This is a genomic window from Streptomyces sp. NBC_01304, assembly GCF_035975855.1.
In the GTDB taxonomy this organism is placed as follows: Bacteria; Actinomycetota; Actinomycetes; order Streptomycetales; family Streptomycetaceae; genus Streptomyces.
On record NZ_CP109055.1, the window covers coordinates 9,702,698 to 9,723,669 of the forward strand.

Below are 20,972 nucleotides of genomic sequence, written 5' to 3' on the forward strand. Positions count from 1 at the left end.
CCGGCTAGTGCCCGATCGCCCGCCGAGGCAGCGGCGACGAGTAGACGACGCTGGTGGTGACCGAGCCCAGGGCGCCGATCTTGCCCGAGACCTCTTCGAGGTGGCTCATCGAGGCCGCCGCGACCTTGATGACGAAGCAGTCGTCGCCGGTCACGTGGTGGGCCTCCAGGATCTCCGGGGTCACCTCGACGAGGTCGTGGAACGGCTTGTAGTTGCCGTTCGGATAGCGCAGCCGCACGAAGGCGAGGATGGGCAGGCCTATCCGGTCCGGGTCGACCACCGCCGCGTACCCCTGGATCACCCCCGCCTCCTCCAGGCGGCGCACCCGCTCGGTCACCGCGCTCGGTGACATGGAGACGGCGCGGGCCAGCTCGGCGAAGCTGGCCCGGCCCTCGCGCTGCAGGACTTCGAGGATGCGCCAGTCGGTGGCGTCAGGGGAATACGCGGTCATGGCGCAGAGACTGCAGGGGAATCCCCGGTGAAGCAAGAGGGCTGCCGTGGATCGTCCCTTCACTGTGATGATCGCTGGCCATAGATTTATGGGCATGACGAACAACGCACAGCAGCTCGCCACCGCCGAGAACCCCGTCCTCCGCGTCGCCCCGGCGTCGCCCGCCGCGGCCGCCGCCTACTTCGGCGCCTCGCTCGCCTTCCACGCCGATGTCTCCGACGTCGCCGCCGCCCTCGCCGCCGACGCGGAGCCGGGCTTCGTGGTCCTCGACTCGCGCTCCACCGAGTCCTGGGACCAGGGCCACGTCCCCGGCGCGATCCACCTGCCCACCGCGCTCATCGCCGAGCAGGCCGAGCAGCTCCTCGACAAGAACGTCCCGGTCGTCACGTACTGCTGGGGCCCCGGCTGCAACGGCGCCACCCGCGCCGCGCTCGCCCTCGCCCAGCTCGGCTACCAGGTCAAGGAAATGCTCGGCGGTTTCGAGTACTGGGCCCGTGAGGGCTTCGCCTACGAGACCTGGGAGGGCCCGGCCCAGCGCGAGAAGGACGCGCTGACCGCCCCCGTGGACTCGGAAAACTGCGGTTGCTGACATGCGCCACAACGCCCCGCACGGCGTGAGGTGCAGCGAGCACACCGAAGGGCAGCCGCCCGCCGCGGCTGCCCTTCCTCAGGTACGTACGTCCCACTAGGCCGCCAGCGCGACCGCCTCCACGGCAGGTGTACGCAGGGTCCGCCGGGCCGTTCCGAGGCTCGTGCCCAGCGTCGCGGCAGCAGCGACAGCGACCACGGTCAGCCAGATCCCGAGGCCCTGTCCGGGCCAGACCGCGTCGGTCCGCACCATGGTGAAGGGCAGGATCCCCGCGAGCGCGGCCACCGTTCCGAAGAACACCCCGGTCACGGTCAGCACCAGACTCTCGACGCCCACCATCCCCAGGACCTGTCCGGGCGTGGCCCCGGCCAGCCGCTGCTGGCCGAATTCGCGGCCGCGGTAGGACGTGGCGGCGTACAGGGTGTTGATCAGCATGATGCAGCAGAAGGCGACGATGATGCCGACGACGACGAAGTTGAGCGTCTCGAGGTTCTTCGCGTCGATCGACTTCGGCAGCCCCGATGCCTTGATCGCGTCGCTCTCCACGGCCTGCATGTAGAGCGTGGCCGTCGCGAGACCGGTGAACATGATCAGCGGCATCAGGACACCCGCCAACTGCCCGGCCCGCTGCCGCATGTTGTGCACGGTCAGGTAGCCGCTCGCGCCGGCCAGGGCCGTGATCGGTCCCTCCAGGCGGGCAAGGAGTGCGCGCAGGAGCTGGGGCGAGAGCAGGGCGAAGCCGACGGAGAGCAGGATCGTGCCGTATGCCGGGGCCGCCATCAGCGCCTCGAAGTCGGCGTCGAACGCGAAGGTCGAGCACACCCCGAGGGCGCCGACGACGAGGGCCGAGTAGGTGAAGAACTTCCTTGCCCGGCCCCGCTGTTGACCCTGGATCCCGGCCGCCGCCCGCGTGGCCCGGCGCACCGCGAGGAAGGCCGCGCCCACCGACGCGAGCAGGGTGACGTCGATGCCCGAGAGCAGGGCGATCGGACCGAAGCTGTAGTCGACGCCCGCAGCGACCTGGCCGCTGTCCTGGAACACATCGAGCAGCGCCTGCCCGGCGAACATCGCGGGCCCGATCGCAAGGAGCGCGCCGACCAGACCGACGACGGCCGCCTCGCCCACGATCATGCGCTTGATCTGCGCCGGGGTCGCCCCCGTGTTGCGCAACAGGCCGATCTCGGCAGAGCGTTGGCGCACATTGACGGTCAGTGTGGAGGCGACGGCGAAGAACACGAGCAGCGTGCCGTAGCCGCCGACGACGCTCGCCGACGTGGTCAGCGCCTCCGCGCTCACCTTGTCGACGCCCGCACCGGACGCCGTGTCGTGCAGCGAGTTGAACGTCATGATGATCGTGGCACCGAGGAACGCGGACAGCAGCGTCGCGAAGAAGCGGCCGGGCCGCTGCCGGATGGACCGCATGGCCAGAGCGAACATGGCTCACACCCCCATCGAGGTGTCGTAGGAGTTGCTGTCCTGCGGGCCGGCGACGACGTCGCCCAGGTGCGCCAGGCGCTCTGCCACCGCGTCCACCGTCGGCGCGTGCATCTCGCCCGCGATCCGGCCGTCCGCGAGGAACAGCACGGAGTCCGCGTACGAGGCCGCCACCGGGTCGTGCGTCACCATCACCACGGTCCGGCCGTGCACCCGCACCGCCTCCTGGAGCAGCCGAAGCACCTCGCGGGCACTACGGGTGTCGAGCGCGCCGGTCGGCTCGTCCGCGAAGATCACGCTCGGCTCGGTGACCAGGGCGCGGGCGATCGCGACGCGCTGGCGCTGGCCGCCGGACAGCTGGTCGGGGCGGTGCCCGAGCCGGTCGCCGAGGCCGACCTGGGCAAGGATCTCCCGCGCCCGGCCGTGGTCGATGCGGCGGCCCGCGAGCTTCAGCGGGAGCGTGGTGTTCTGCGCGACGGTGAGCGTGGGCAGCAGGTTGTACTGCTGGAAGACGAAGCCGATCCGACGGCGCCGGAACTTCGTCAGCGCGGCCTCGCTGCCGCCCGTCATCTCCTCGCCGTCCACCACCACGATGCCGCTGTCCGGCCGGTCGAGGCCCGCCGCGCACTGCAGCAGCGTCGACTTGCCGGAACCGGACGGGCCCATCACGGCGGTGAAGGTTCCGGCGGTCAGGCTCAGCGTGACGCCGTCCAGCGCGGTCACCGCATTGGCTGCCCTTTCGGCGGTCTCCCCGCCGCCATAGGTCTTGCTCACCTTCACCAGGCGCAGAGCCTCCGAACTGCGCCTCGCGGGCTCGCTCTTGCTCGATCGACGAAACATGGTCCCATCCCTCTCTGCCAGGCATTTCCTGTGGTGCCGGGCACTGTCCGCGCCTCGATTACGAAGCTACGGGCGGGGGCGGGCGGGCACATTGGGCGTACGTCCCCAAGTCAGGGGTGGTGCTGGGTACACCCCCGCGGGGGCCTGGCCTCCTGCGCGCATGGCTCTGGACTCCTTTGCCGGCCGGCCTCAGGCTGTGCCGGGTGGACTCTCCCCTCGTGACCGTCCTGCTGCCGCTCGTGCTCGCCGTGGTCATGTTCGGGCTCGGCATGAGCCTCACCGTCGCGGACTTCCGCAGGGTGGCCGACTATCCGCGGACCGTCGCCGTCGCGCTCGGCTGTCAGCTGGTGCTGCTGCCCTTCGTCTGCTTCGGCCTCGTGGAGGCCTTCGGGCTCGCGGCGGCGCCCGCCGTGGGGATGATGCTGCTCGCCGCGTCGCCCGGCGGCACGATGGCCAACGTCTACAGCCATCTCTTCGGCGGCGACGTGGCCCTCAACATCACGCTCACGGCCATCAATTCGGTGCTCGCCGTCGTCACGCTGCCGCTGGTGGTGAACCTGGCGATCGACCACTTCGACCCGGCGGGGTCGGGCGACTCGGTGGGGCTGCAGTTCACCAAGACCGTCCAGGTCTTCGCGCTGATCCTGGTGCCGGTGGCCGTGGGGATGTGGGTACGCGCCCGCCGCGAGGCCTTCGCGTTGCGGGCCGAACGCCCGGTGAAGGTGCTCTGCCTGACCATCCTGGCCGTGATCATCGTGGCGGCCCTGCTCGCCGAGCGCGGCAATGTCGGCGAGTACACGGTCGAGGTCGGTCCGGTGGCGGCGCTGCTCAGCGTGGTCTCCCTCGCCGCGGGGTACGGCGCGGCCCGGGTGTCGCGGGCGGGGCACGCGCAGTCGGTGGCGGCCTGCTTCGAGATCGGCATGCACAACACCTCCCTCGCCCTGACCATCGCGCTGAGCCCGTCCCTCCTGGACAGCACCGAGATGGCGGTGCCGGCCGCGGTGTACGGGATCCTGATGTACTTCACCGCCGGGGCGGCCGGGTTGCTGCTGCGACGGGTGGGGGAGCGGCAGAAGTCGGGGGCGCGGGGCGGCGGTTAGTGTGATCGCATGGCTAGCGTCGTCGATTTGATCACCTATCCCGTCAAAGGGTGCGCGGGGGTCCGGGTATCCCAGGCCCAGCTCACCCCGGCCGGGCTGCCGCATGACCGCAGCTTCATGGTCACCGACACCGGGGGAGTGTTCCGCAGCCAGCGCAGGGACCCCCGGCTCGCGCTGATCCGGCCCGAGCCGAGCCCCGACGGCGAGCGGCTCACGCTGCGGGCGCCGGGGCAGGAACCCCTGGAAGTCGCGGTGGACCTCGAATCGGCGCGCGGCGACGTGGAGTTGTTCGGCGAGCCGTTCCGCGCCATCGACCAGGGGGCGGCCGTCGCCCGTTGGCTGTCCGACTTCCTGGGCAAGGACAGCCGGCTCGTACGCGTACCGCCCGAGCACGACCGGATCGCCGACGGCCTCACCCCCGGCACCTCGGGCTGGGCCGACAGCAGCCCCCTCCACATGATCTCCCTGGCCAGCCTCGACGAACTCAACCGGCGCATCACCGAGGCGGGCCGCGACCCCCTGCCGATGAGCCGCTTCCGTCCCAACATCGTGGTCGACGGCTGGAGTGAGCCGCACCGCGAGGACCTGGCCCGCCACATCGAGGTCGGCGACACCGCGCTCGCCTTCGCCAAGCTCGCCGTGCGCTGCGCCGTCACCCTCGTCGACCAGGACACGGGAGCCAAGCCGGGCCCGGAACCGCTGCGGACCCTCGCCACCTATCGGCGCGGGCCCGACAAAGGCGTGATCTTCGGCTCGAAGTTCTCGGTGCTGCGGACGGGGAAGCTGGGACTCGGGGACGAACTGGGTGTCACGGCTTGGGAGTCGCATACCGGTACGGGCTCTTAGCATGATCGCCATGCCGAAGCCGTCGCACCCCACCACCGACCAACTCCGCCGCGACCCCCACCCGCTGCGCGGCCGCACCGCCCTCGTCACCGGTGCCAGCCGGCGCGACGGCATCGGGCACGCCGTGGCGCGCAGGCTCGCCGCGTACGGGGCGAGCGTCTATCTGCACCACCACGTCCCGCACGACGCCGCCCAGCCGTGGGGCGCCGACACACCGCACGACGTGGTCGCCTCGGTCCGCGAGGCGCTCGCCGTTCCCGGGGCCCAAGTCCTCGACGGACCGGGCGACTTGGCGGACCCGGACGAACCCGCCCGGCTCGTCGCCACCGCGGCCGAGGCGCTCGGCGGGCGCATCGACATCCTCGTCGCCAACCACGCGCTGAGCGGCTCCGACGGTGAACTCGACGCGATCGACGCCGAGATGCTCGACCGCCACTGGGACGTCGACACCCGCTCGGTGATCCTCCTCGTCCAGGCCTATGCCCGGCTGCGCGCCCAACTCCCGCCCCGTACGCCGGGCGGCCGGGTGGTGATGATGACGTCCGGGCAGGACATCGCGGGCGGCATGCCCGGCGAGATCGCGTACGCACTCCAGAAGGGCGCGCTCGCCTCGGCGACCCGCACCCTCGCCACGGCCCTCGCGGAGCTCGCGGTGACGGTGAACACGGTCAACCCGGGCCCCGTGGACACGGGTTACCTGTCGGGGGACGCGTACGACGGGATCGCGGGGATGTTCCCGGCCGGGCGGTGGGGGATGCCGGACGATCCGGCACGTCTGATCGCCTGGCTCGCCACGGACGAGGCCGAGTGGCTGACCGGGAACGTACTGGACTCGGAGGGCGGCTTCCGGCGCTGAGCCCTTGCAGGAGGGGCGGGGCTCACGCCCGCGCGGGCGTGCTCCGCTCCACGCGGTGCTGGTGGACGCGCAGGTGCAGGGTGGCCAGGTCGAGCAGCGGTGTGGCGACCGAGTGGGTACGGGCGTGCGCCAGGAAGTCGCCGAGGACGTGCTCGACCTCCGTCGGGCGGCCCTCCGTCACATCGCGATGCATGGACACGGTCAGCGACGACCCCCTGCCGGTCACCGTCCGTGCGGTGGCGGCCAGTTGCTCCTCCGGTACGGGGAAACCGGCTGCACCTGCCACCGCCGCCGACTCGGCCAGGACACCGGCCGCGAAGTCGGCACCGCCCGGGACGGCCCCGATGTCGTCGCCGGTGCCGCGCATCAGACAAGTGACGGCGGCGACGGTGGTGATGAACACCCACTTGTGCCACATCGCCGCGACGATGTCCGCCGCCACGCCCGCCTCGATCCCCGCATCGGCGAACACCGTGCGGATCTCCTCGGTGCGCGGCGACGGGCGACCGTCCTGTTCGCCGATGTCCAGAACGGCCAAGGGGGCGAGGCGCACGATGTCCCCGTCGCCGTTCACCGTCGTGATCATCTTGGCGGCGCCGCCGAGCACCGACGAAGCGCCGAACCGTGCGGTGAGCGCGGTGAGATGAGCCATGCCGTTGAGCAGCGGCACGATCGCCGTGCGCGGGCCGACCGCCGGTGCGATGTCGTCCATGGCCTGCTCCAGGGCGGTGGCCTTCACCGAGAGCAGCACCAGGTCGTAGGGGTCGGCGAGGTCACGTGGCTCTGCCAGGTCATGGGCCTCATCCAGTTCGGCCGCGGTGACCAGGCGCGGAGCGATCACCTCATCCTCGCCGAGCCCGGTGAGGCGCAGGCCCCGCTCCCGCAGCAGGGCGGCCCGGCGGGGACGTACCAGGAAGGTGACGTCCTGTCCCGCCTGGACGAGACGGGCGCCGAAGAACCCTCCGGTGGCGCCCGCGCCGACGACCAGGATCCTCTTCACCGCCATCATCGGCCGCCGATCCGCAGCAGCAACTTGCCCGTGGAGGCACGCCCTTCCATGAGGCGATGGGCCTCGGGCGCCTCGTCCAGCGCGAACTCCGCGGTCACCGGCAGCGCCACCGTCCCGTCGGAGACCGTGCGGAAGGCACGCTCGGCGAGCGACCGCAGCGCCTCGGGAGCCACCTGGGCCAGCGTCAGAATGGAGAACCCGGCGACCGAGCGCCCCTGCGGGTACAGCTCGGGCCGGCCGACCTGCCACGGCTCGGCACCACTCGCGTTGCCGTACGAGACCAGACGCCCGAACACCGCCAGCGCGTCCAGGCCTTGGCGCAAGGTGTCGCCGCCCACCGGGTCGAGGACCAGGTCGACCCCACGGCCCCCGGTGGCGCGGCGCACCTCCTCGGGGAAGGTGTCCGCGGTGAAGACCTCGTCGTAGCCGTGCTCCAGCGCGTACTTCGCCTTGGCCGCGGAGGAGGCCACGCCGTACACCGCGCCCGCGCCCGCCGCCCGGGCCAACTGCCCGGCGACCGTGCCGACACCGCCGGCCGCGCCCTGCACAAGGACGGTCTCACCTGCCCGCAGCCGCCCGATCTCGTGCAGCAGGGCGTGCGCGGTGGGCAGCACCGTGGGCAGTGAGGCCGCGGTGCGCAGGTCGATGCCGGCGGGGAGCGGGAAGGTCGCGGCGGCGTCGGCGGCCACCACCTCGGCGTAGGCGCCGCTGCCGGTGAACGCCGCGACCTCCTGCCCGACGCGCAGACCGGTCACGCCCTCGCCGACGGCCCGGATCCGGCCGGAGACCTCCAGGCCGGGCCGGAACGGCAGCGACTTCACCTGGTATCCCTCGCTGCGGGCCTTGAGGTCGGCGAAGTTCACGCCCGCGTAGGCGGCGTCGATCGTGACCTGGCCCGGCGCGGGCTCGGGAACCCCGGCCTCGACGACCTTGAGGATCTCGGGGCCGCCGTACTCCTGGATCTGCACTGCGCGCATGACAGTTCGCACCTCTCGATAGGCGTGGCAGGTGTTCAATGAAAAGCGAACACTCGGAGTGTATGATTCTCATCGAACACTCTGCAAGGAGGAAGGCATGGCGAATCAGACCGAGGGCAAGGGCGCGGTCACGGCCGCCGGGCATCGCGTCGCTCCGGTGCACACCGACCCCGACGACGTCTCCCTCCTCGCCGCGCTGTCCGCGCTCGCCGACCCCGTACGCCTCACGCTGGTAAGGGAGTTGGCGGGCAGCGACGACTGGACGCGGGCCTGCGGAAGCTTCGACGTGCCGGTGGGCAAGGCCGCGCTCAGCCACCACTTCACCGTGCTGCGCGGTGCGGGCCTGGTCGAGCAGCGCGATCAAGGGGCCAAGCGGATCAACCGGCTGCGTACGGAGGAATTCGAGGCGCGGTTCCCTGGGCTGCTCGCTCTGGTTCTGCGCGCGGACGACGTCGGCTAGCGGCTGCGTACCCGCGACTTCGCGCATGACGAAGGGCCCGCCCCGAACCCGGCCGATCGGCCGGATCCGGAGCGGGCCCCAGGTGTGCGTCAGAGCGCCGAAAGCTCCTCCACCAGATCGTCGAGCCCGAGCGACCCCTGCGAGAGCGCCGCCATGTGCCACGCCTTCGCGTCGAAGGAATCCCCGTGCGCGGCACGGGCGTTGGCGCGCCCGAGCAGCCACGCCCGCTCGCCCAGCTTGTAGCCGATGGCCTGCCCCGGCATGGACAGGTAGCGGACCAGCTCGCTCTCCACGAAGTCGGCGGGCCGGCCGCTGTGCAGGCCGAAGAACTCCTGGGCCAGCGCGGGGGTCCAGCGCTCACCGGGGTGGAAGGGCGAGTCGGCCGGGATCTCCAGCCCCAGGTGCATGCCGATGTCGACGATGACGCGGGCGGCCCGCATCATCTGCGCGTCGAGGTAGCCGAGGCGCTTCTCCGCGTCGGTGAGGAAGCCCAGCTCGTCCATCAGCCGCTCCGCATACAGCGCCCAGCCCTCGGCGTTGGCGCTGACCATGCCGACCGTGGCCTGGTAGCGCGAGAGGTCCTCGGCCACGTGCGCCCACTGCGCGAGCTGCAGATGATGCCCGGGCACGCCCTCGTGGTACCAGGTGGACACCAGGTCGTAGACCGGGAAGCGGGTCTCGCCCATCGTCGGCAGCCAGGTGATGCCGGGCCGCGAGAAGTCCGGCGTCGGCGGCGTGTAGTACGGCGCGGCGGCGCCGCCCGCAGGCGCGATGCGGGACTCCACTCGCCGTACCCGCTCGGCGAGTTCGAAGTGCGTGCCGTCGAGCGCGTCCATCGCCTCGTCCATCACGGACTGCAGCCAGTCCCGCACCGCGTCGACGCCCTCGATGTGCGCACCGTGCTCGTCGAGGTGCGCGAGCGCCACCCAGGGCGTCGCCGCGCCCGGCAGGACCTTCTCGGCCTCCGTCTTCATCTCGCCGAGGATGCGGTGGTACTCGGACCAGCCGTACGCGTACGCCTCGTCCAGATCGAGATCCGTGCCGTTGAAGTACCGCGACCAGCGCGCGTACCGCTCCCGGCCGACCGTGTCCGGGGCGCCCGCCACCGCCGGCGCGTACACCTGCCGCATCCAGTCGCGCAGCTCCGCCACGGCCGCGGTCGCCTCGCCCGCCGCCGCGTCCAGCTCGGTGCGCAGCGCCTCGGGCCCGGCCGCCGCGTACCCCTCGAACCAGCCTCGCCCGTCCGCCGAGCCCTCGCCGGACCAGGAGGCCAGCTGCCCGACGAAGGTGTCGGTGGCCCGCGGGCTGCCGTACAGCTTGCGCTCCAGGCCGAGGGCGAGGGATTCGCGGTAGCCGGCGAGCGCCACGGGCACCGCGCGCAGCCGCGCGACGATCGCGGCCCAGTCCTCGTCCGTCTCGGCCGGCGTCACCGTGAACACCTCGCGCACCGCGTGCGCGGGCGAGTGCAGGTTGCTGACCGCGCGCAGCGATTCGTCCGCCTCGTGAACGGCCAGCTCCGCCGTGAGCCGCTCGCGCAGCAGGCGGGCGCAGCGCCGCTCGACCGGGCTGTCGCCGCCCGGGGCCTTCTCGGCCTCGTCCAGGCGCGCCAGCGTGGCGCGGGCCAGATCGGCGAGCGCCTCGGCGCCCGCCGGGGAGAAGTCGGGCAGCTTCCCCGAACTCTCGGCCACGCCGAGGAAGGTGCCGGTGATCGGGTCGAGGGCGATGAGGTCGTCGACGTAGGCGTCGGCGACCTGGCGGGGCAGCGGGCTGCGCATGGTGTCTGACATGCGGCCATACTCGTACGACGACCGGCTCCGCGTCACTTGATTCAGCTCTCGGCGGTCCCCGGAACTCGGCCGTCGGCGCTCTCCCGATCCTCGGCCCCCGGCGGCATCAGCGGCCCGCAGTCCCACTGCTGGAAGATCAACCGGGTTTCCACGCGCGCCACTTCACGGTGCGCGGTGAATTCGTCGAGCACGAGGCGCTGGAGCTCCGCGGCGTCGGCCACGGCCACATGCACCAAGTAGTCGTCGGGCCCGGTCAGATGGAACAGCGCCCGCGACTGGGGCAGCGCCCTGATCCGGTCCACGAACGGCCCGACCAGCTCCCGCCGGTGCGGTCTGACCTGCACCGAGAGCAGCGCTTCCAGGCCACGCCCGAGCCGCACCGGATCGACCCGCAGCTGATGGCCGAGAATCACTCCGGAGCGGCGCAGCCGCGCCACCCGGTCCAGACAGGTCGAGGCGGCGACACCGACCTGGGCGGCGAGGTCGCGATAGGTGGTCCGGGCGTCGTTCTGCAGGAGCCGCAGAATGTGCAGGTCCACCGGGTCCAGTTCGACAGAATCGGCCATTGGCCGAAATTAGCACGGGATATCGCGCCAGGATCCCGTGCTGCGTTCAGCCTTTGACCATGGACACCACAGCCATGGACTCCACAGCCCTGGACTCCGCCTCGCTCGACGCCGCAGCCCCGGACGCCACGGTCCCGGACACCGCGGCCGAGGCTCACCGGCCGACGCTCGCCGCGACCACACCCCGGTCGCTGGCCACCGAGGCCGTGCACGCCGGACGCGAGGACCTCGCCTCCCTCGGTCTGCACGCGCCGCCGCTCGACCTGTCCACCACCTACCCCTCGTACGACAGCCGGGGCGAGGCCGCCCGCATCGACGCCTTCGCCGCGACGGGCGCCCTCGACGACGGCCCGCCCGTCTACGGCCGCCTCTCCAACCCCACGGTCGCCCGCTTCGAGACGGCGCTCGCCCGCCTGGAGGGCACCGAGTCCGCAGTCGCGTTCGCCAGCGGCATGGCGGCGCTCACGGCGGTCCTGCTGGTACGTGCCGCCGCCGGCCTGCGCCATGTGGTCGCGGTCCGCCCGCTCTACGGCTGCAGCGACCATCTGCTGACCGCGGGCCTGCTCGGCACCGAGGTCACCTGGGTCGACCCGGCCGGCATCGCGGACGCGATCCGCCCCGACACCGGCCTGGTCGTCGTCGAGTCCCCGGCCAATCCGACGCTCAAGGAGCTCGACCTCAGGGCCGTCGCCCACTCCTGCGGCTCGGTGCCCCTGCTCGCCGACAACACCTTCGCAACTCCCGTGCTGCAGCGCCCGGTTGAATCGGGCGCTCGCCTGGTCCTGCACAGCGCGACCAAGTACCTCGGCGGCCACGGCGACGTCCTGGGCGGCGTGGTGGCCTGCGACGAGGAGCTTGCCCGCGGTCTGCGCCAGGTCCGCTTCGCGACCGGCGGCGTCCTGCACCCGCTCGCCGGCTATCTGCTCCTGCGCGGCCTGTCCACCCTCCCGGTCCGCATGCGCGCCGCCTCCGCGACCGCCGCGGACCTCGCCGCACGCCTCGCCGTGGACCCGCGCGTGAGCCGGGTGCACTACCCGAAGCTGGGCGGCGCGATGATCGCCTTCGAGGTGGCGGGCGATCCGCACGAGGTGATCGCCGCGGTGCGGCTGATCACCCCGGCGGTCAGCCTCGGCAGCGTGGACACGCTCATCCAGCACCCGGCGTCCATCAGCCATCGCATCGTGGACGCCGGGGACCGCAGGTCGTCCGGCGTGAGCGACCGGCTCCTGCGGATGTCGGTCGGCCTGGAGGACGTCGAGGACCTGTGGGGCGATCTGGACCGGGCGCTCGGCTTCTCCTAGAGGTCAGTTCACCGGGTACGTCAGTTCATCTCGTACGTCGGCTCATCCCGTACGTCGCCGTCAATTGCTCTCGTACGTTCCGTCGTACGCGGCCGGGGCGGGGGCGGCCGGGGCCCCGGCCCCGTCGAGCCGGGCCGTGATGACGAGGGTGCCCTCCTCGATCTGGTAGTCGAGGGGCAGCCCGAGTCCGCGCATGGCGGCCACCATCCCGGTGTTGGCCGCCTGCGTGACCGCGTACACGCTGTCGCAGCCCGCCTCCACGGCCAACGCCACCAGCCGGCCCAGGAGTTCGGTGCCGATGCCACGGCGCTGCCACTCGTCTTCGACGAGCAGGGCGACCTCGGTCTCGTCGCCGTCCCACAAGAGATGGCCGAGCGCGACCATGCGGCCGGACGCGGTCTGGACGGCGAGGGTGCGGCCGTAGCGGGGGCTCAGCAGATGCCCCAGGTAGCGGTCGGCGTCGCCCACGGGGCCGTGGTAGCGCAGGCTCAGCGTCCGCCGGGAGCAGCGCTCGTGCATCGCCTTGGCCGCCCGGACGTCCGCGGTGTCGGCGCGGCGGACCGTGATGTCGGGGCCCTCGGGCAGGGACAGGATGTCCTGGCTGCGGGGGATGCGCGGGCCGAGCCGGGCGTCCAGCTCGACCAGGGCGCGGGCGCGCGCGAACTCGGTGGGCGTGAACGGCAGATAGGGCCGTTCCACGGTGATCGTGCCGCCCGCGGGGTCCCTCAGCTTCATCGACGTACCGTCCAGAACGCCTTCCACCGGCGCGCTCCCGTCGGGGCGCCGCGCTCCCGTCGGGGAGGTCGCGGGCAGTGAGCGGATGGTGCAGCGGCCCAGCAACTGGCGCAGTGCCAGGGGGAGTTCGGCCGCGTCCAGGGCGGTGCGGGTGGCGAGGCCGAGGACGCGGGTGGGGGCGTCCACCAGGTCGTGGGCGTCGCCGCGCTCGATCCAGGTGCCGCTGCCGCCCGCGGCGGCGACGGCCCGGGTGAGGTCGGCGGCGCCGCGGTCCTCGGGGGCGCGCAGCAGGAGCTCGTCGACCGTGCCCTCGGCCAGCGGATGGGTCTGCAGGCTCAGGATGTCGACGCCGAGACCGGCCAGGGCCGCGCACAGGGCGGCCAGGGAGCCCGGCTCGTCGCGCACCGTGGTCCGCATCCGCCACAGCGTCGTCGCGCCGGTGGCAGATGCGACCACGGGCGGCTTGAGGGCTTCGGGATCGGCCGGAGGGGCATGGCTGTGGCGCCGGGCCCACCATGTGTGGAACCCGGCGGTGAACAGCAGGGCGATCGCGGACGCGACCAGCATGACGGGGCCGCTCGGTCCCCGTACGACCGTCTTGGCGAGGGTGTCCGCCACCGAGACGGCCGTGAACAGGGCGGCCAGTTCGACGAGGTCCCGCCGCCAGTGGTGGCGGTGCTGCTTCTTCAGAGACGTCACATCAGTCATAGACGCACTCTGATCGATCGGTGTTGCGTGATCACGAACGCTTTGTGACTGATCGGTTAAGAGGTCATCTGTCCGGTTTCTTAATGTTTGCCGTTCACTTACTGCCCTACGCGGCCCGGCTGCAGCACCTTCGTGAACAGCACGCCCCCGCCCTCCTGGCGGAGCCGCACCGTCAGCTCCCCGCTGCCGCCGTCGATGTCGACCTCGCCGAAGTACTGCGGCGACTCCATCGGCGAAACGTTTGCCCGCGTCGGCGCCTTGATGAAGGACTGCTCGGGCCCGAAGGTGCCGTCCAGCTTCACCGCCGGGAAGCCGCCCGCCGCGAGCGGGCCCGACACGAACTCCCAGAACGGCGCGAAGTCCTTGAACGCGGCCCGCGACGGGTCGTAGTGCTGCGCCGAGGTGTAGTGCACATCGGCGGTCAGCCACAGCGTGCCGGTGATCCGCTCGTGCTTGATGTGCCGAAGGAGCTCCGCGAGCTGCAGCTCACGGCCGAGCGGCGCGCCCGGATCACCCTGCGCGACCGCCTCGAAGTTCGTCGCGCCGTCACCCACCACCAGGCCGAGCGGCATGTCGGAGGCGATCACCTTCCACACGGCCCGCGAGCGCTTCAGCTCCCGCTTCAGCCACGCCAGTTGCTCGGCGCCGAGGATGCCGACCGGGTCGTCGGTCTGCCGGCCGGGGGAGTTGGCGTTGCGGTACGTGCGCATGTCGAGCACGAAGACATCGAGCAGCGGGCCCTGGCGCAGGACCCGGTAGACCCGGCCGTCCTTGTCGCCCTTGCGCAGGGTCGAGACGGGGAAGTACTCGCCGAACGCCCGCAGCGAGCGGGCCGCGAGGACGTCGACGTCCTTCTCCGTGTAGCGGTCGTCGGTGAGGATCTGGCCGGGGTACCAGTTGTTCTTCACCTCGTGGTCGTCCCACTGGACGATGGACGGGACCTGGGCGTTGAAGCGCCGCAGGTTGTCGTCCAGGAGGTTGTAGCGGAAGTTGCCGCGGAACTCCGCGAGGGTCTCGGCGACCTTCGCCTTCTCCTCAGTGGTGATGTTGCGCCACACCCGGCCGTCGGGCAGCGTGACACTGGCCTGGATCGGGCCGTCGGCGTAGATGTTGTCCCCGCTGCACAGGAAGAAGTCGGGGTTCAGTTTCCGCATCTCCTCATAGATGCGATAGCCGCCGAGGTCGGGGTTGATGCCCCAGCCCTGGCCCGCGATGTCCCCGGACCACAGGAACTTGACGCCCTCGCCGCGCTTGACCGGCGTGGTGCGGAAGGTGCCGGTGACCGGCTCGCCCGTGCGGCGCGGGTCGTCCGGGTCGGCGAGCCTGACCCGGTAGTGGATCTGCTCGCCGGGCGGCAGGCCGCGCAGCCGGGTCGTACCGGTGAAGTCGGTGCCGGGGCCGAGCAGCGGCCCCTGCCATCTCGTCGGATTCCGGAAGGACTCGGTGGCCGACGTCTCCACGACCATCCGGGCCGGCCGGTCCGAGCGCACCCACACAAGCCCCGAATGCGCCGTCACATCACCGGCCTGTACGCCCCACTCGGCCCTCGGCCGACCCGACAGGGCCAGCGCCGGCGCGGCCGCCCCGCCGAGCGCGGGCAGGGCGAGGGCGGCGGACGCGGCGAGCGAGCCGCGCAGCACGGAGCGGCGGGCGGGGTGCGGGCTCGGCTTGGGGCCTGCGGACATGGATGCGCCTCCAGGGACGGCTCGGGGCGGGCTCGGTAGTGCGGGTGGGACAGGCGTGCCGGACCACACTTAACGATGCGCCACGGCGCGCACGCAAACCCCAAGTGAACAACTGCCCCCGCACTCAAGGGAACCCGTCGCACGGCTCGTTCACCCGTCGGGCCGCGCGCCGACCTACTGGGAGGTCCTACGGGGAGGCCCTACTTGGAGGTGTCGAGGATGACCCGCGCCACCGCCGCCGGATCGTCGTGCATCGGCACATGCCCGCAGCCGGGCAGCCGAACGAGGCGCGCCTTGGGGATGATGTGCTTGGCCCGAACGCCCTGGCGGCGCAGCAGCAGCCGGTCCCGGGTGCCCCAGCCGATGGTGACGGGGATGCCGGGAACGTCGTCGCGGAAGAGCACGTCGCGCCCGGCCGCGAGGGTCTGCTCGAAGCCCGTCGCCTCGCGCAGCGCGAGCGTCTCGGCGACGACGGCCTCGGGTGAACGCCGTCCCGGGTGGGCGTAGATGGTGCTGGTCAGCGCGAACCGCCCGGCCGTCGAGCGGGACAACCGCTCGACCAGGGGCAGCGGCATCGAGCTCGCCCCGATCCGCATGCCGCGCAGCGTCCCGAACGCGTACCGCCGCTCCGCCCGGGTCCAGAACCCGGCCGGTGAGAGCGCGGTCACCGACCGCACCAGGTTCTCCCGGCCCAGCTCCAGGGCCAGCAGCCCGCCCAGTGAATTCCCTGCCACGTGCGGCCGTTCGATGCCCAGCTCCTTGCAGAGCGCGGCCAGTGTGGGCACCACCGTCGACAGGTCGTACGCCACTCCGTCGGGCAGTGCGGGGGATTCGCCGAAGCCGGGCAGATCGACGGCTATGACGTCCCGCTCGGCCGCCAGGATGCCGAAGACCGGGTCCCAGGCCTGCCGGTGGTGGCCGATGCCGTGCAGCAGGAGCAGTGGCTCGCCGAGGCCCGCGCGGTGATACGCGACGGACGCCGTTTGCTTCCCGCGCGGGGTGTCGATCTCGAAGGAGCTGACGGAAGCGGTGGGCGGCATGCTGCTCCTCGATGAGCGGGACTCGGGCAGGGCGACGGGGACCGCCGGGCGGACGGCACCGTTGTAGACAGCTTGTCAGTAACCGTTACCGTCCGGTAGCCCCTGTTCGGAACCCGGCCTCAACGAGCCCCCTGTTCGGAACCCGGCCTCAACGAGCCCGCCGGACCTCCCAGTTGAACTCCGCGTGCCCGAACCTCTCCATCAGCGAGAGCCACACCCGCATCATCATCTCGGTGTCGCGCGCATGCCGGATGCCGCCCAGGTCGAGCACCCGGTGCGGCGGCCACCCGAACTCCCCGAGCAGCGCCGTGACCTGCTCCTTGGCCGCGGTGTCGTCCCCGCAGACGAACAGCTGGTGCTCACCGGGAACGAGGGCCGGATCGACCATGATCAGGTGATTGACGGTGTTCAGCGCCTTCACCACGCGCGCCTGCGGGAAGGCCCGCTGTACCTGCTGGCCCGCACTGTCCGATTCGACGGGCGAGATGTGCAGCCCCCTCCTGTCGACGACGATCGGATTCGTCACGTCGACGAGCACCTTCCCCGCCAGGTTCCCCTCGCCCGCGTCCTGCAGTGCGTCCAGGGCGAACCGTCCTTCGACCGCGAGGAACGCCACCTCGCCGAAGGCGGCGGCGTCCGCGAAGGTGCCGCAGCTCGCCCGCGGCCCGCTGCGGGCGACCCAGTCCAACGCCCCCTCGTGGTCCTTCTGCCGTGCGCCCATGGTGACTTCATGGCCCAGCTCGATCAGCTTGGAGCCGAGCGTGCATCCGACCTGGCCCGTGCCGAGAACCGCGTACCGCATGTCCACCTCCGCACCGGGATGTGCCGCCCGTCGGGCGGCCCGACGCGGCCATTGTGCTCCGGGACGCACTCATTCCGCCTGGACAGAGCGGGGGATCGTCGGCTGGGATGGCACGGTGGAAACCGACAGCGTGACAGATGCCTTCGAGGAACACCGTGCCGTCCTGACGGGCGTCGCCTACCGCATGCTCGGCCGCGTGGCCGACGCGGAGGACGTCGTACAGGAGGCATGGCTGCGCTGGTCGGCCGCCGACCGCGAGGAGGTCAAGGAACCGCGCGCGTACCTGGTGCGCATCACCACGCGGCTCGCGATCGACCGGCTGCGCCACGTGCAGTCGCGGCGCGAGGCCTATGTCGGACCCTGGCTGCCCGAGCCGCTCGCCACCGACTTCGGGTACACCGTGCCGGACACCGCCGAGCAGGCCGTGCTCGCCGAGTCCGTCTCGCTCGCCGTCCTGGTCGTCATGGAATCCCTGTCGCCCCTGGAGCGCGCGGTGTTCGTGCTCCGCGAGGCCTTCGGCTTCCCCTTCGCGCAGATCGCCACGACCCTCGACCGCAGCGAGGCGGCGGTGCGGCAGCTCGCGGGCCGGGCCCGCAAGCACGTCGACGAGCGCAAGCCGCGCTTCGACGTGGACCCGGCCGAACGCCGCGATCTGACCGAGCGGTTCCTCGTCGCGGCCTCCGGGGGCGACCTGGAAGGGCTGATGTCCCTGCTCGCGCCCGACGTACGGCTCGTCGGCGACAGCGGCGGCAAGTCCAAGGCCCCGCTGCGCGTCATCGAGTCCGCCGACAAGGTGGGCCGCTTCCTGGTCGGCGCCGCCCAGAAGCCCATCCCCGACATGGAGATCCGCTTCGTCGAACTCAACGGCGGCCCCGCGATCCTGGTCCTCTCCGCGGGCCGCCCGGACAGCGTGTTCCAGGTGGACGTCGTCGATGGCCAGATCCAAAGCCTGTACATCGTGCGCAACCCGGACAAGTTGCAGTCCCTCGTGCCCCACTAGGGCGTGTGTCGGAAGTCCCTCCGTCCGCCCGGAGGGCGGGCCCTGCGGCGTCCGGTGCGTGCTCTCGGCGTGCCGGGCGGAAGGCCTCGTACTGGACGTACTTGGGCTTTCGCCCGGTGCGGCGAGAGTGCGTGCCGGGCGTCGCGGGGCAGGAGGGACTTCCGACACACGCCCTAGCCCCGGCAGCCCAACTGGCCGCGCCTGCGCGGCAGATGCACATGAGGCCCCCACCGCTCCCGGTGGGGGCCTCATGCGCGTTGGCCGTAAGAACACTCCGTGAATGGCTTGCGACAGAGTGTCTTCATGTCGCGCATCGGACCCAGGATTGGTCTTGACCAAGGGGTTGGGCGGCCCTATCGTCGCTGAGATAGTGCAGGAACCTTTAATAAACAAGGGCACGTAAAAAGCCGCCGGGCTGTTCTGCCCATGGATGCACGGCGATTGCGGAGGCAAGGGTGGGGACCACGCAGCTCGAATCGGTGCCGGAGCCGAAGTACTGGCACCTCAAGACCGTTCTCGGCGAAGCGCTCGACTCCGAGTTCACGGTGGGGGAGATCCTGCCGAACGAGCGTGACCTCGCCGCCCGTTTCGGCGTGGCCCGGGCCACCCTGCGCCAGGCTCTCGAACAGCTCGAGCTGGAGGGCCGGCTGCAGCGCCGCCGCGGCGTCGGCACCACGGTCGCGCCGCCGCGCATGGGCGTCGAGGTCGGCCCGGCGCAGAACGCCTGGCCGGGCGAGACCGACGACTGGCAGCCCGCCGACTGCGTGCAGACGGCGCCGCCCGCCGCGGTCGCCAAGCTCCTCGGCTGCGGCACGCAGGAGCCGGTGCACGCCGTCCGTCGCTCCCGCGTCAGCGGCGGACAGCCCGTCGCCGCCGAGCTGTTGTACGTTCCCGCCGCCTCCGTGCCCGAGCTCTCGGCCATAGAGACGCCCGGCGGACCCGCACGCGCGCGTGCCGTCCTTCGTGAGCTGGGACGCCTCGGGCTCGAGGGCGAGGACCGCGCGGTCGAGCTGGGTTCGGCGCGGGCGGACGACGCCAAGCAGCTGGACCGGCTGCCCGGCGCCCCCGTCCTCCTCGTCACGACGCGGTACTTCGCGCAGGGCCGGACCGCGGCCGTCTCGGTCGCGACGTACCGCGCGGACACCTGCCGGCTGACCTTCGGGGACAGCGGGGACGTGCAGATCGACCACGGGCAGGAGCGGCGGGCTTCCTGAGGGGGGCGCGTCGGGCGGGCCAGGTCGGGCAGGTCGGGTCCGGGCGGGTCGGGCCGGGGCGGGTCGGGCCGGGAGGGTCGGAGGGCGGAGCTGGGGAGCCGGGCCGGGCCGAGGGGTGCCGGGGAGCGGAGCCGGGCCGGGAAGCCGGGCCGAGCCGGGCCGGGCCGGGAAGCCGGGCCGAGCCGGGCCGGGCCGGGAAGCGGAGCCGGGACCGGCCTCTAAATCGGCAAGTGGGGGAAAGCGGGCGGATATAGCGGGGCGAATCGGGCGCAAATGTGCCCCTTTCCCCCCACTCGCCAACCGACGCGTCAGCGGCGGCCGGTGACCGAGCCCTCCACTGCGAAGAGCTCCTCCTCGACGTGGTCGAGGGCGAGGCGTAGCGCGCCGATCGTGATCGCGGCCTCGCCGAGCCGGGACAGGGCGACCCTCGGCGGGCGCAGGCAGTAGCGCGCCAACTCGCGGCGCAGCGGCTCGAGTACGCCGTCGAGGCCGGCCGCCCAGCCGCCGATGACGACGAGCTCCGGGTCGAGGGCGAGCGACAGCGCCGCCACGTCGTGGACGAGGCGCTGGATGTAGCGCTCCACGGCCGCCTGGGCCCGCTCGTCGCCCTCCCGCGCGTGCGCGAAGACCTCCGTCACGGCCTGCTCGTCCAGCGGGTGCAGCGGCTCGTCGGTGGTCGAGAGGAGCGACTCCGGGGTGACCTCGCGGCCGAGCAGGTGCAGGGCGCCGATCTCGCCGGCCGCGCCGCCGTAGCCGCGGTGCAGGCGCCCGCCGATCAGCGCGCCGGCACCCGGGCTCAGGCCCGCGAGCACGAACACGACGTCGTCCGACTCGGTGGCCGCGCCCTTCCAGTGCTCGGCCACGGCCGCGGCATTGGCGTCGTTCTCGACCAGGACCGGGCACTTGAAGGACCGCCGCAGCCGTTCGCCCAGGGCCAGCCCCGTCCAGTCGGGCAGCGCCGTGCCGAGGCGTACCGTGCCGTCCGCCTCCACGATGCCGGGGGTGCCGACGCCGACGGCCCGCAGCGCGTCGCGGGAGATGCCGGCGCGGCGCAGCAGATCGGCGACGACGCCGCGCAGCCGGTCGAGCCGCTCGTCCGCGGACGCCGTCTCGTCGACCTCGCGCTGTCCGGTGCCCTGGACTCGTCCGTCCAGGTCGGACAGGGCCGCGGCGACCCGATGCGGCCCGATCTCCAGGCCGAGCAGATAACCGGCCTCGGCGCGGAACCGGAACCTTCGCGCGGGCCGCCCCTGCCGCCGGGCGGTGCCCTCCTCGGCGGGGCTGTCCACGACTAGCCCGGCGTCGATGAGCCCCTCGACCACGCCCTCCACGGTGGGCCGGGAAAGGCCTGTGATCCGGGTGATCTCGGTGAGCGTCGCGAAGTCGGCGCCGCGCAGTGCGTGCAGCACCACCGCCGAATTGATCCGCCGCAGCAGAGAGGGATCCCCGCCGGTCAACCGCCCCAACGTCCCGTCCTCCCAGCTCGCGTGCGTGTGGGGCGGATCGTACTCGCCGCACGGGGCTGCGGCGAGTGCCGGGTGGGGCGAGCGGGGCCGGGCGCTCCGTTTCGCA

Annotated in this window: 20 protein-coding genes; 8 read left to right on the top strand and 12 right to left on the bottom strand. The window is 72.2% G+C overall.

The genetic code is table 11. The features are described 5' to 3' along the window. Positions 1–4: 4 nt before the first annotated feature. Positions 5–451: an Lrp/AsnC family transcriptional regulator gene (locus OG430_RS43210; protein ID WP_327358136.1), complete on the bottom strand. Its 447-nt coding sequence runs from the start codon at positions 449–451 to the stop codon at positions 5–7. Between the two features lie 94 nt (positions 452–545). Here OG430_RS43210 and OG430_RS43215 point away from each other — a divergent pair, with 94 nt between their 5' ends. Then, a complete protein-coding gene (locus OG430_RS43215; protein ID WP_327358137.1) occupies positions 546–1,040 on the top strand; it encodes a rhodanese-like domain-containing protein in 495 nt (164 codons plus the stop codon). Positions 1,041–1,136: 96 nt separating this feature from the next. On the opposite strand, the gene OG430_RS43220 is transcribed toward OG430_RS43215, so the two are convergent. Together OG430_RS43220 and OG430_RS43225 are read right to left on the bottom strand one after the other, a co-directional pair. Beyond that, on the bottom strand, positions 1,137–2,477 hold the full coding sequence (locus tag OG430_RS43220) for an FtsX-like permease family protein (RefSeq protein ID WP_327358138.1): 1,341 nt from the start codon (positions 2,475–2,477) through the stop codon (positions 1,137–1,139). A 3-nt stretch (positions 2,478–2,480) separates the two neighbouring features. Further along, a complete protein-coding gene (locus OG430_RS43225) occupies positions 2,481–3,314 on the bottom strand; it encodes an ABC transporter ATP-binding protein (RefSeq protein WP_327358139.1) in 834 nt (277 codons plus the stop codon). A 203-nt stretch (positions 3,315–3,517) separates the two neighbouring features. Here OG430_RS43225 and OG430_RS43230 point away from each other — a divergent pair, with 203 nt between their 5' ends. From OG430_RS43230 to OG430_RS43240, 3 genes are read left to right on the top strand one after another with little or no spacing between them, the layout of a single operon-like run. Then, the gene (locus OG430_RS43230) at positions 3,518–4,414 is read left to right on the top strand and encodes a bile acid:sodium symporter family protein (protein WP_327358140.1); all 897 of its coding nucleotides are present in this window, start codon (positions 3,518–3,520) and stop codon (positions 4,412–4,414) included. A gap of 9 nt (positions 4,415–4,423) precedes the next feature. Next, positions 4,424–5,260: an MOSC domain-containing protein gene (locus OG430_RS43235; protein WP_327358141.1), complete on the top strand. Its 837-nt coding sequence runs from the start codon at positions 4,424–4,426 to the stop codon at positions 5,258–5,260. Positions 5,261–5,270: 10 nt separating this feature from the next. Next, positions 5,271–6,116: an SDR family oxidoreductase gene (locus OG430_RS43240; RefSeq protein WP_327358142.1), complete on the top strand. Its 846-nt coding sequence runs from the start codon at positions 5,271–5,273 to the stop codon at positions 6,114–6,116. 22 nt (positions 6,117–6,138) lie between these two features. On the opposite strand, the gene OG430_RS43245 is transcribed toward OG430_RS43240, so the two are convergent. Together OG430_RS43245 and OG430_RS43250 are read right to left on the bottom strand one after the other, a co-directional pair. Beyond that, a complete protein-coding gene (locus OG430_RS43245) occupies positions 6,139–7,116 on the bottom strand; it encodes a 2-dehydropantoate 2-reductase (RefSeq protein WP_327358143.1) in 978 nt (325 codons plus the stop codon). A 5-nt stretch (positions 7,117–7,121) separates the two neighbouring features. After that, the gene (locus OG430_RS43250; RefSeq protein WP_327358144.1) at positions 7,122–8,102 is read right to left on the bottom strand and encodes a quinone oxidoreductase family protein; all 981 of its coding nucleotides are present in this window, start codon (positions 8,100–8,102) and stop codon (positions 7,122–7,124) included. A gap of 97 nt (positions 8,103–8,199) precedes the next feature. Here OG430_RS43250 and OG430_RS43255 point away from each other — a divergent pair, with 97 nt between their 5' ends. Then, entirely contained in the window at positions 8,200–8,562 is a 363-nt protein-coding gene (locus OG430_RS43255; protein WP_327358145.1) for an ArsR/SmtB family transcription factor, read from the top strand. Positions 8,563–8,651: 89 nt separating this feature from the next. Here OG430_RS43255 and OG430_RS43260 read toward each other — a convergent pair whose 3' ends face one another. Together OG430_RS43260 and OG430_RS43265 are read right to left on the bottom strand one after the other, a co-directional pair. Next, positions 8,652–10,349: a DUF885 domain-containing protein gene (locus tag OG430_RS43260; RefSeq protein WP_327358146.1), complete on the bottom strand. Its 1,698-nt coding sequence runs from the start codon at positions 10,347–10,349 to the stop codon at positions 8,652–8,654. A 41-nt stretch (positions 10,350–10,390) separates the two neighbouring features. Then, positions 10,391–10,915 carry an Lrp/AsnC family transcriptional regulator gene (locus OG430_RS43265; RefSeq protein ID WP_327358147.1) on the bottom strand — a complete coding sequence of 175 codons (525 nt, stop codon included), beginning with the start codon at positions 10,913–10,915 and terminating at the stop codon, positions 10,391–10,393. Between the two features lie 59 nt (positions 10,916–10,974). Between OG430_RS43265 and OG430_RS43270 the strand changes: the two genes are divergently transcribed. Beyond that, on the top strand, positions 10,975–12,216 hold the full coding sequence (locus OG430_RS43270; protein WP_327358148.1) for a trans-sulfuration enzyme family protein: 1,242 nt from the start codon (positions 10,975–10,977) through the stop codon (positions 12,214–12,216). A 60-nt stretch (positions 12,217–12,276) separates the two neighbouring features. Here OG430_RS43270 and OG430_RS43275 read toward each other — a convergent pair whose 3' ends face one another. The 4 genes from OG430_RS43275 to OG430_RS43290 all read right to left on the bottom strand — a co-directional run bounded on the left by OG430_RS43275 (position 12,277) and on the right by OG430_RS43290 (position 17,186). Beyond that, positions 12,277–13,659: a GNAT family N-acetyltransferase gene (locus OG430_RS43275; RefSeq protein WP_327358149.1), complete on the bottom strand. Its 1,383-nt coding sequence runs from the start codon at positions 13,657–13,659 to the stop codon at positions 12,277–12,279. Positions 13,660–13,757: 98 nt separating this feature from the next. Continuing rightward, positions 13,758–15,344 carry an alkaline phosphatase D family protein gene (locus tag OG430_RS43280; protein ID WP_327358150.1) on the bottom strand — a complete coding sequence of 529 codons (1,587 nt, stop codon included), beginning with the start codon at positions 15,342–15,344 and terminating at the stop codon, positions 13,758–13,760. A 200-nt stretch (positions 15,345–15,544) separates the two neighbouring features. Then, complete coding sequence (locus OG430_RS43285) at positions 15,545–16,384, bottom strand: alpha/beta fold hydrolase (RefSeq protein WP_327358151.1); 840 nt, start codon at positions 16,382–16,384, stop codon at positions 15,545–15,547. Between the two features lie 148 nt (positions 16,385–16,532). After that, on the bottom strand, positions 16,533–17,186 hold the full coding sequence (locus OG430_RS43290; protein ID WP_327358152.1) for an NADPH-dependent F420 reductase: 654 nt from the start codon (positions 17,184–17,186) through the stop codon (positions 16,533–16,535). Between the two features lie 115 nt (positions 17,187–17,301). Between OG430_RS43290 and OG430_RS43295 the strand changes: the two genes are divergently transcribed. Beyond that, positions 17,302–18,186 (top strand): RNA polymerase sigma-70 factor, encoded by an 885-nt coding sequence (locus OG430_RS43295; RefSeq protein ID WP_327358153.1) that lies wholly within the window; start codon positions 17,302–17,304, stop codon positions 18,184–18,186. Between the two features lie 455 nt (positions 18,187–18,641). Continuing rightward, positions 18,642–19,400, top strand: coding sequence for a GntR family transcriptional regulator (locus OG430_RS43300; protein WP_327358154.1), 759 nt, complete (start codon positions 18,642–18,644; stop codon positions 19,398–19,400). Positions 19,401–19,708: 308 nt separating this feature from the next. Here OG430_RS43300 and OG430_RS43305 read toward each other — a convergent pair whose 3' ends face one another. Beyond that, positions 19,709–20,866: an ROK family transcriptional regulator gene (locus OG430_RS43305; protein WP_327358155.1), complete on the bottom strand. Its 1,158-nt coding sequence runs from the start codon at positions 20,864–20,866 to the stop codon at positions 19,709–19,711. Positions 20,867–20,972: the final 106 nt, after the last annotated feature.

Bases quoted from the DNA above. Each gene is read 5' to 3' on its own strand.
- OG430_RS43210 (WP_327358136.1), bottom strand. From the start codon at position 451: ATGACCGCGTATTCCCCTGACGCCACCGACTGGCGCATCCTCGAAGTC.
- OG430_RS43215 (WP_327358137.1), top strand. From the start codon at position 546: ATGACGAACAACGCACAGCAGCTCGCCACCGCCGAGAACCCCGTCCTC.
- OG430_RS43220 (WP_327358138.1), bottom strand. From the start codon at position 2,477: ATGTTCGCTCTGGCCATGCGGTCCATCCGGCAGCGGCCCGGCCGCTTC.
- OG430_RS43225 (WP_327358139.1), bottom strand. From the start codon at position 3,314: ATGTTTCGTCGATCGAGCAAGAGCGAGCCCGCGAGGCGCAGTTCGGAG.
- OG430_RS43235 (WP_327358141.1), top strand. From the start codon at position 4,424: ATGGCTAGCGTCGTCGATTTGATCACCTATCCCGTCAAAGGGTGCGCG.
- OG430_RS43240 (WP_327358142.1), top strand. From the start codon at position 5,271: ATGCCGAAGCCGTCGCACCCCACCACCGACCAACTCCGCCGCGACCCC.
- OG430_RS43250 (WP_327358144.1), bottom strand. From the start codon at position 8,102: ATGCGCGCAGTGCAGATCCAGGAGTACGGCGGCCCCGAGATCCTCAAG.
- OG430_RS43255 (WP_327358145.1), top strand. From the start codon at position 8,200: ATGGCGAATCAGACCGAGGGCAAGGGCGCGGTCACGGCCGCCGGGCAT.
- OG430_RS43260 (WP_327358146.1), bottom strand. From the start codon at position 10,349: ATGTCAGACACCATGCGCAGCCCGCTGCCCCGCCAGGTCGCCGACGCC.
- OG430_RS43265 (WP_327358147.1), bottom strand. From the start codon at position 10,915: ATGGCCGATTCTGTCGAACTGGACCCGGTGGACCTGCACATTCTGCGG.
- OG430_RS43270 (WP_327358148.1), top strand. From the start codon at position 10,975: ATGGACACCACAGCCATGGACTCCACAGCCCTGGACTCCGCCTCGCTC.
- OG430_RS43275 (WP_327358149.1), bottom strand. From the start codon at position 13,659: ATGACTGATGTGACGTCTCTGAAGAAGCAGCACCGCCACCACTGGCGG.
- OG430_RS43280 (WP_327358150.1), bottom strand. From the start codon at position 15,344: ATGTCCGCAGGCCCCAAGCCGAGCCCGCACCCCGCCCGCCGCTCCGTG.
- OG430_RS43285 (WP_327358151.1), bottom strand. From the start codon at position 16,384: ATGCCGCCCACCGCTTCCGTCAGCTCCTTCGAGATCGACACCCCGCGC.
- OG430_RS43290 (WP_327358152.1), bottom strand. From the start codon at position 17,186: ATGCGGTACGCGGTTCTCGGCACGGGCCAGGTCGGATGCACGCTCGGC.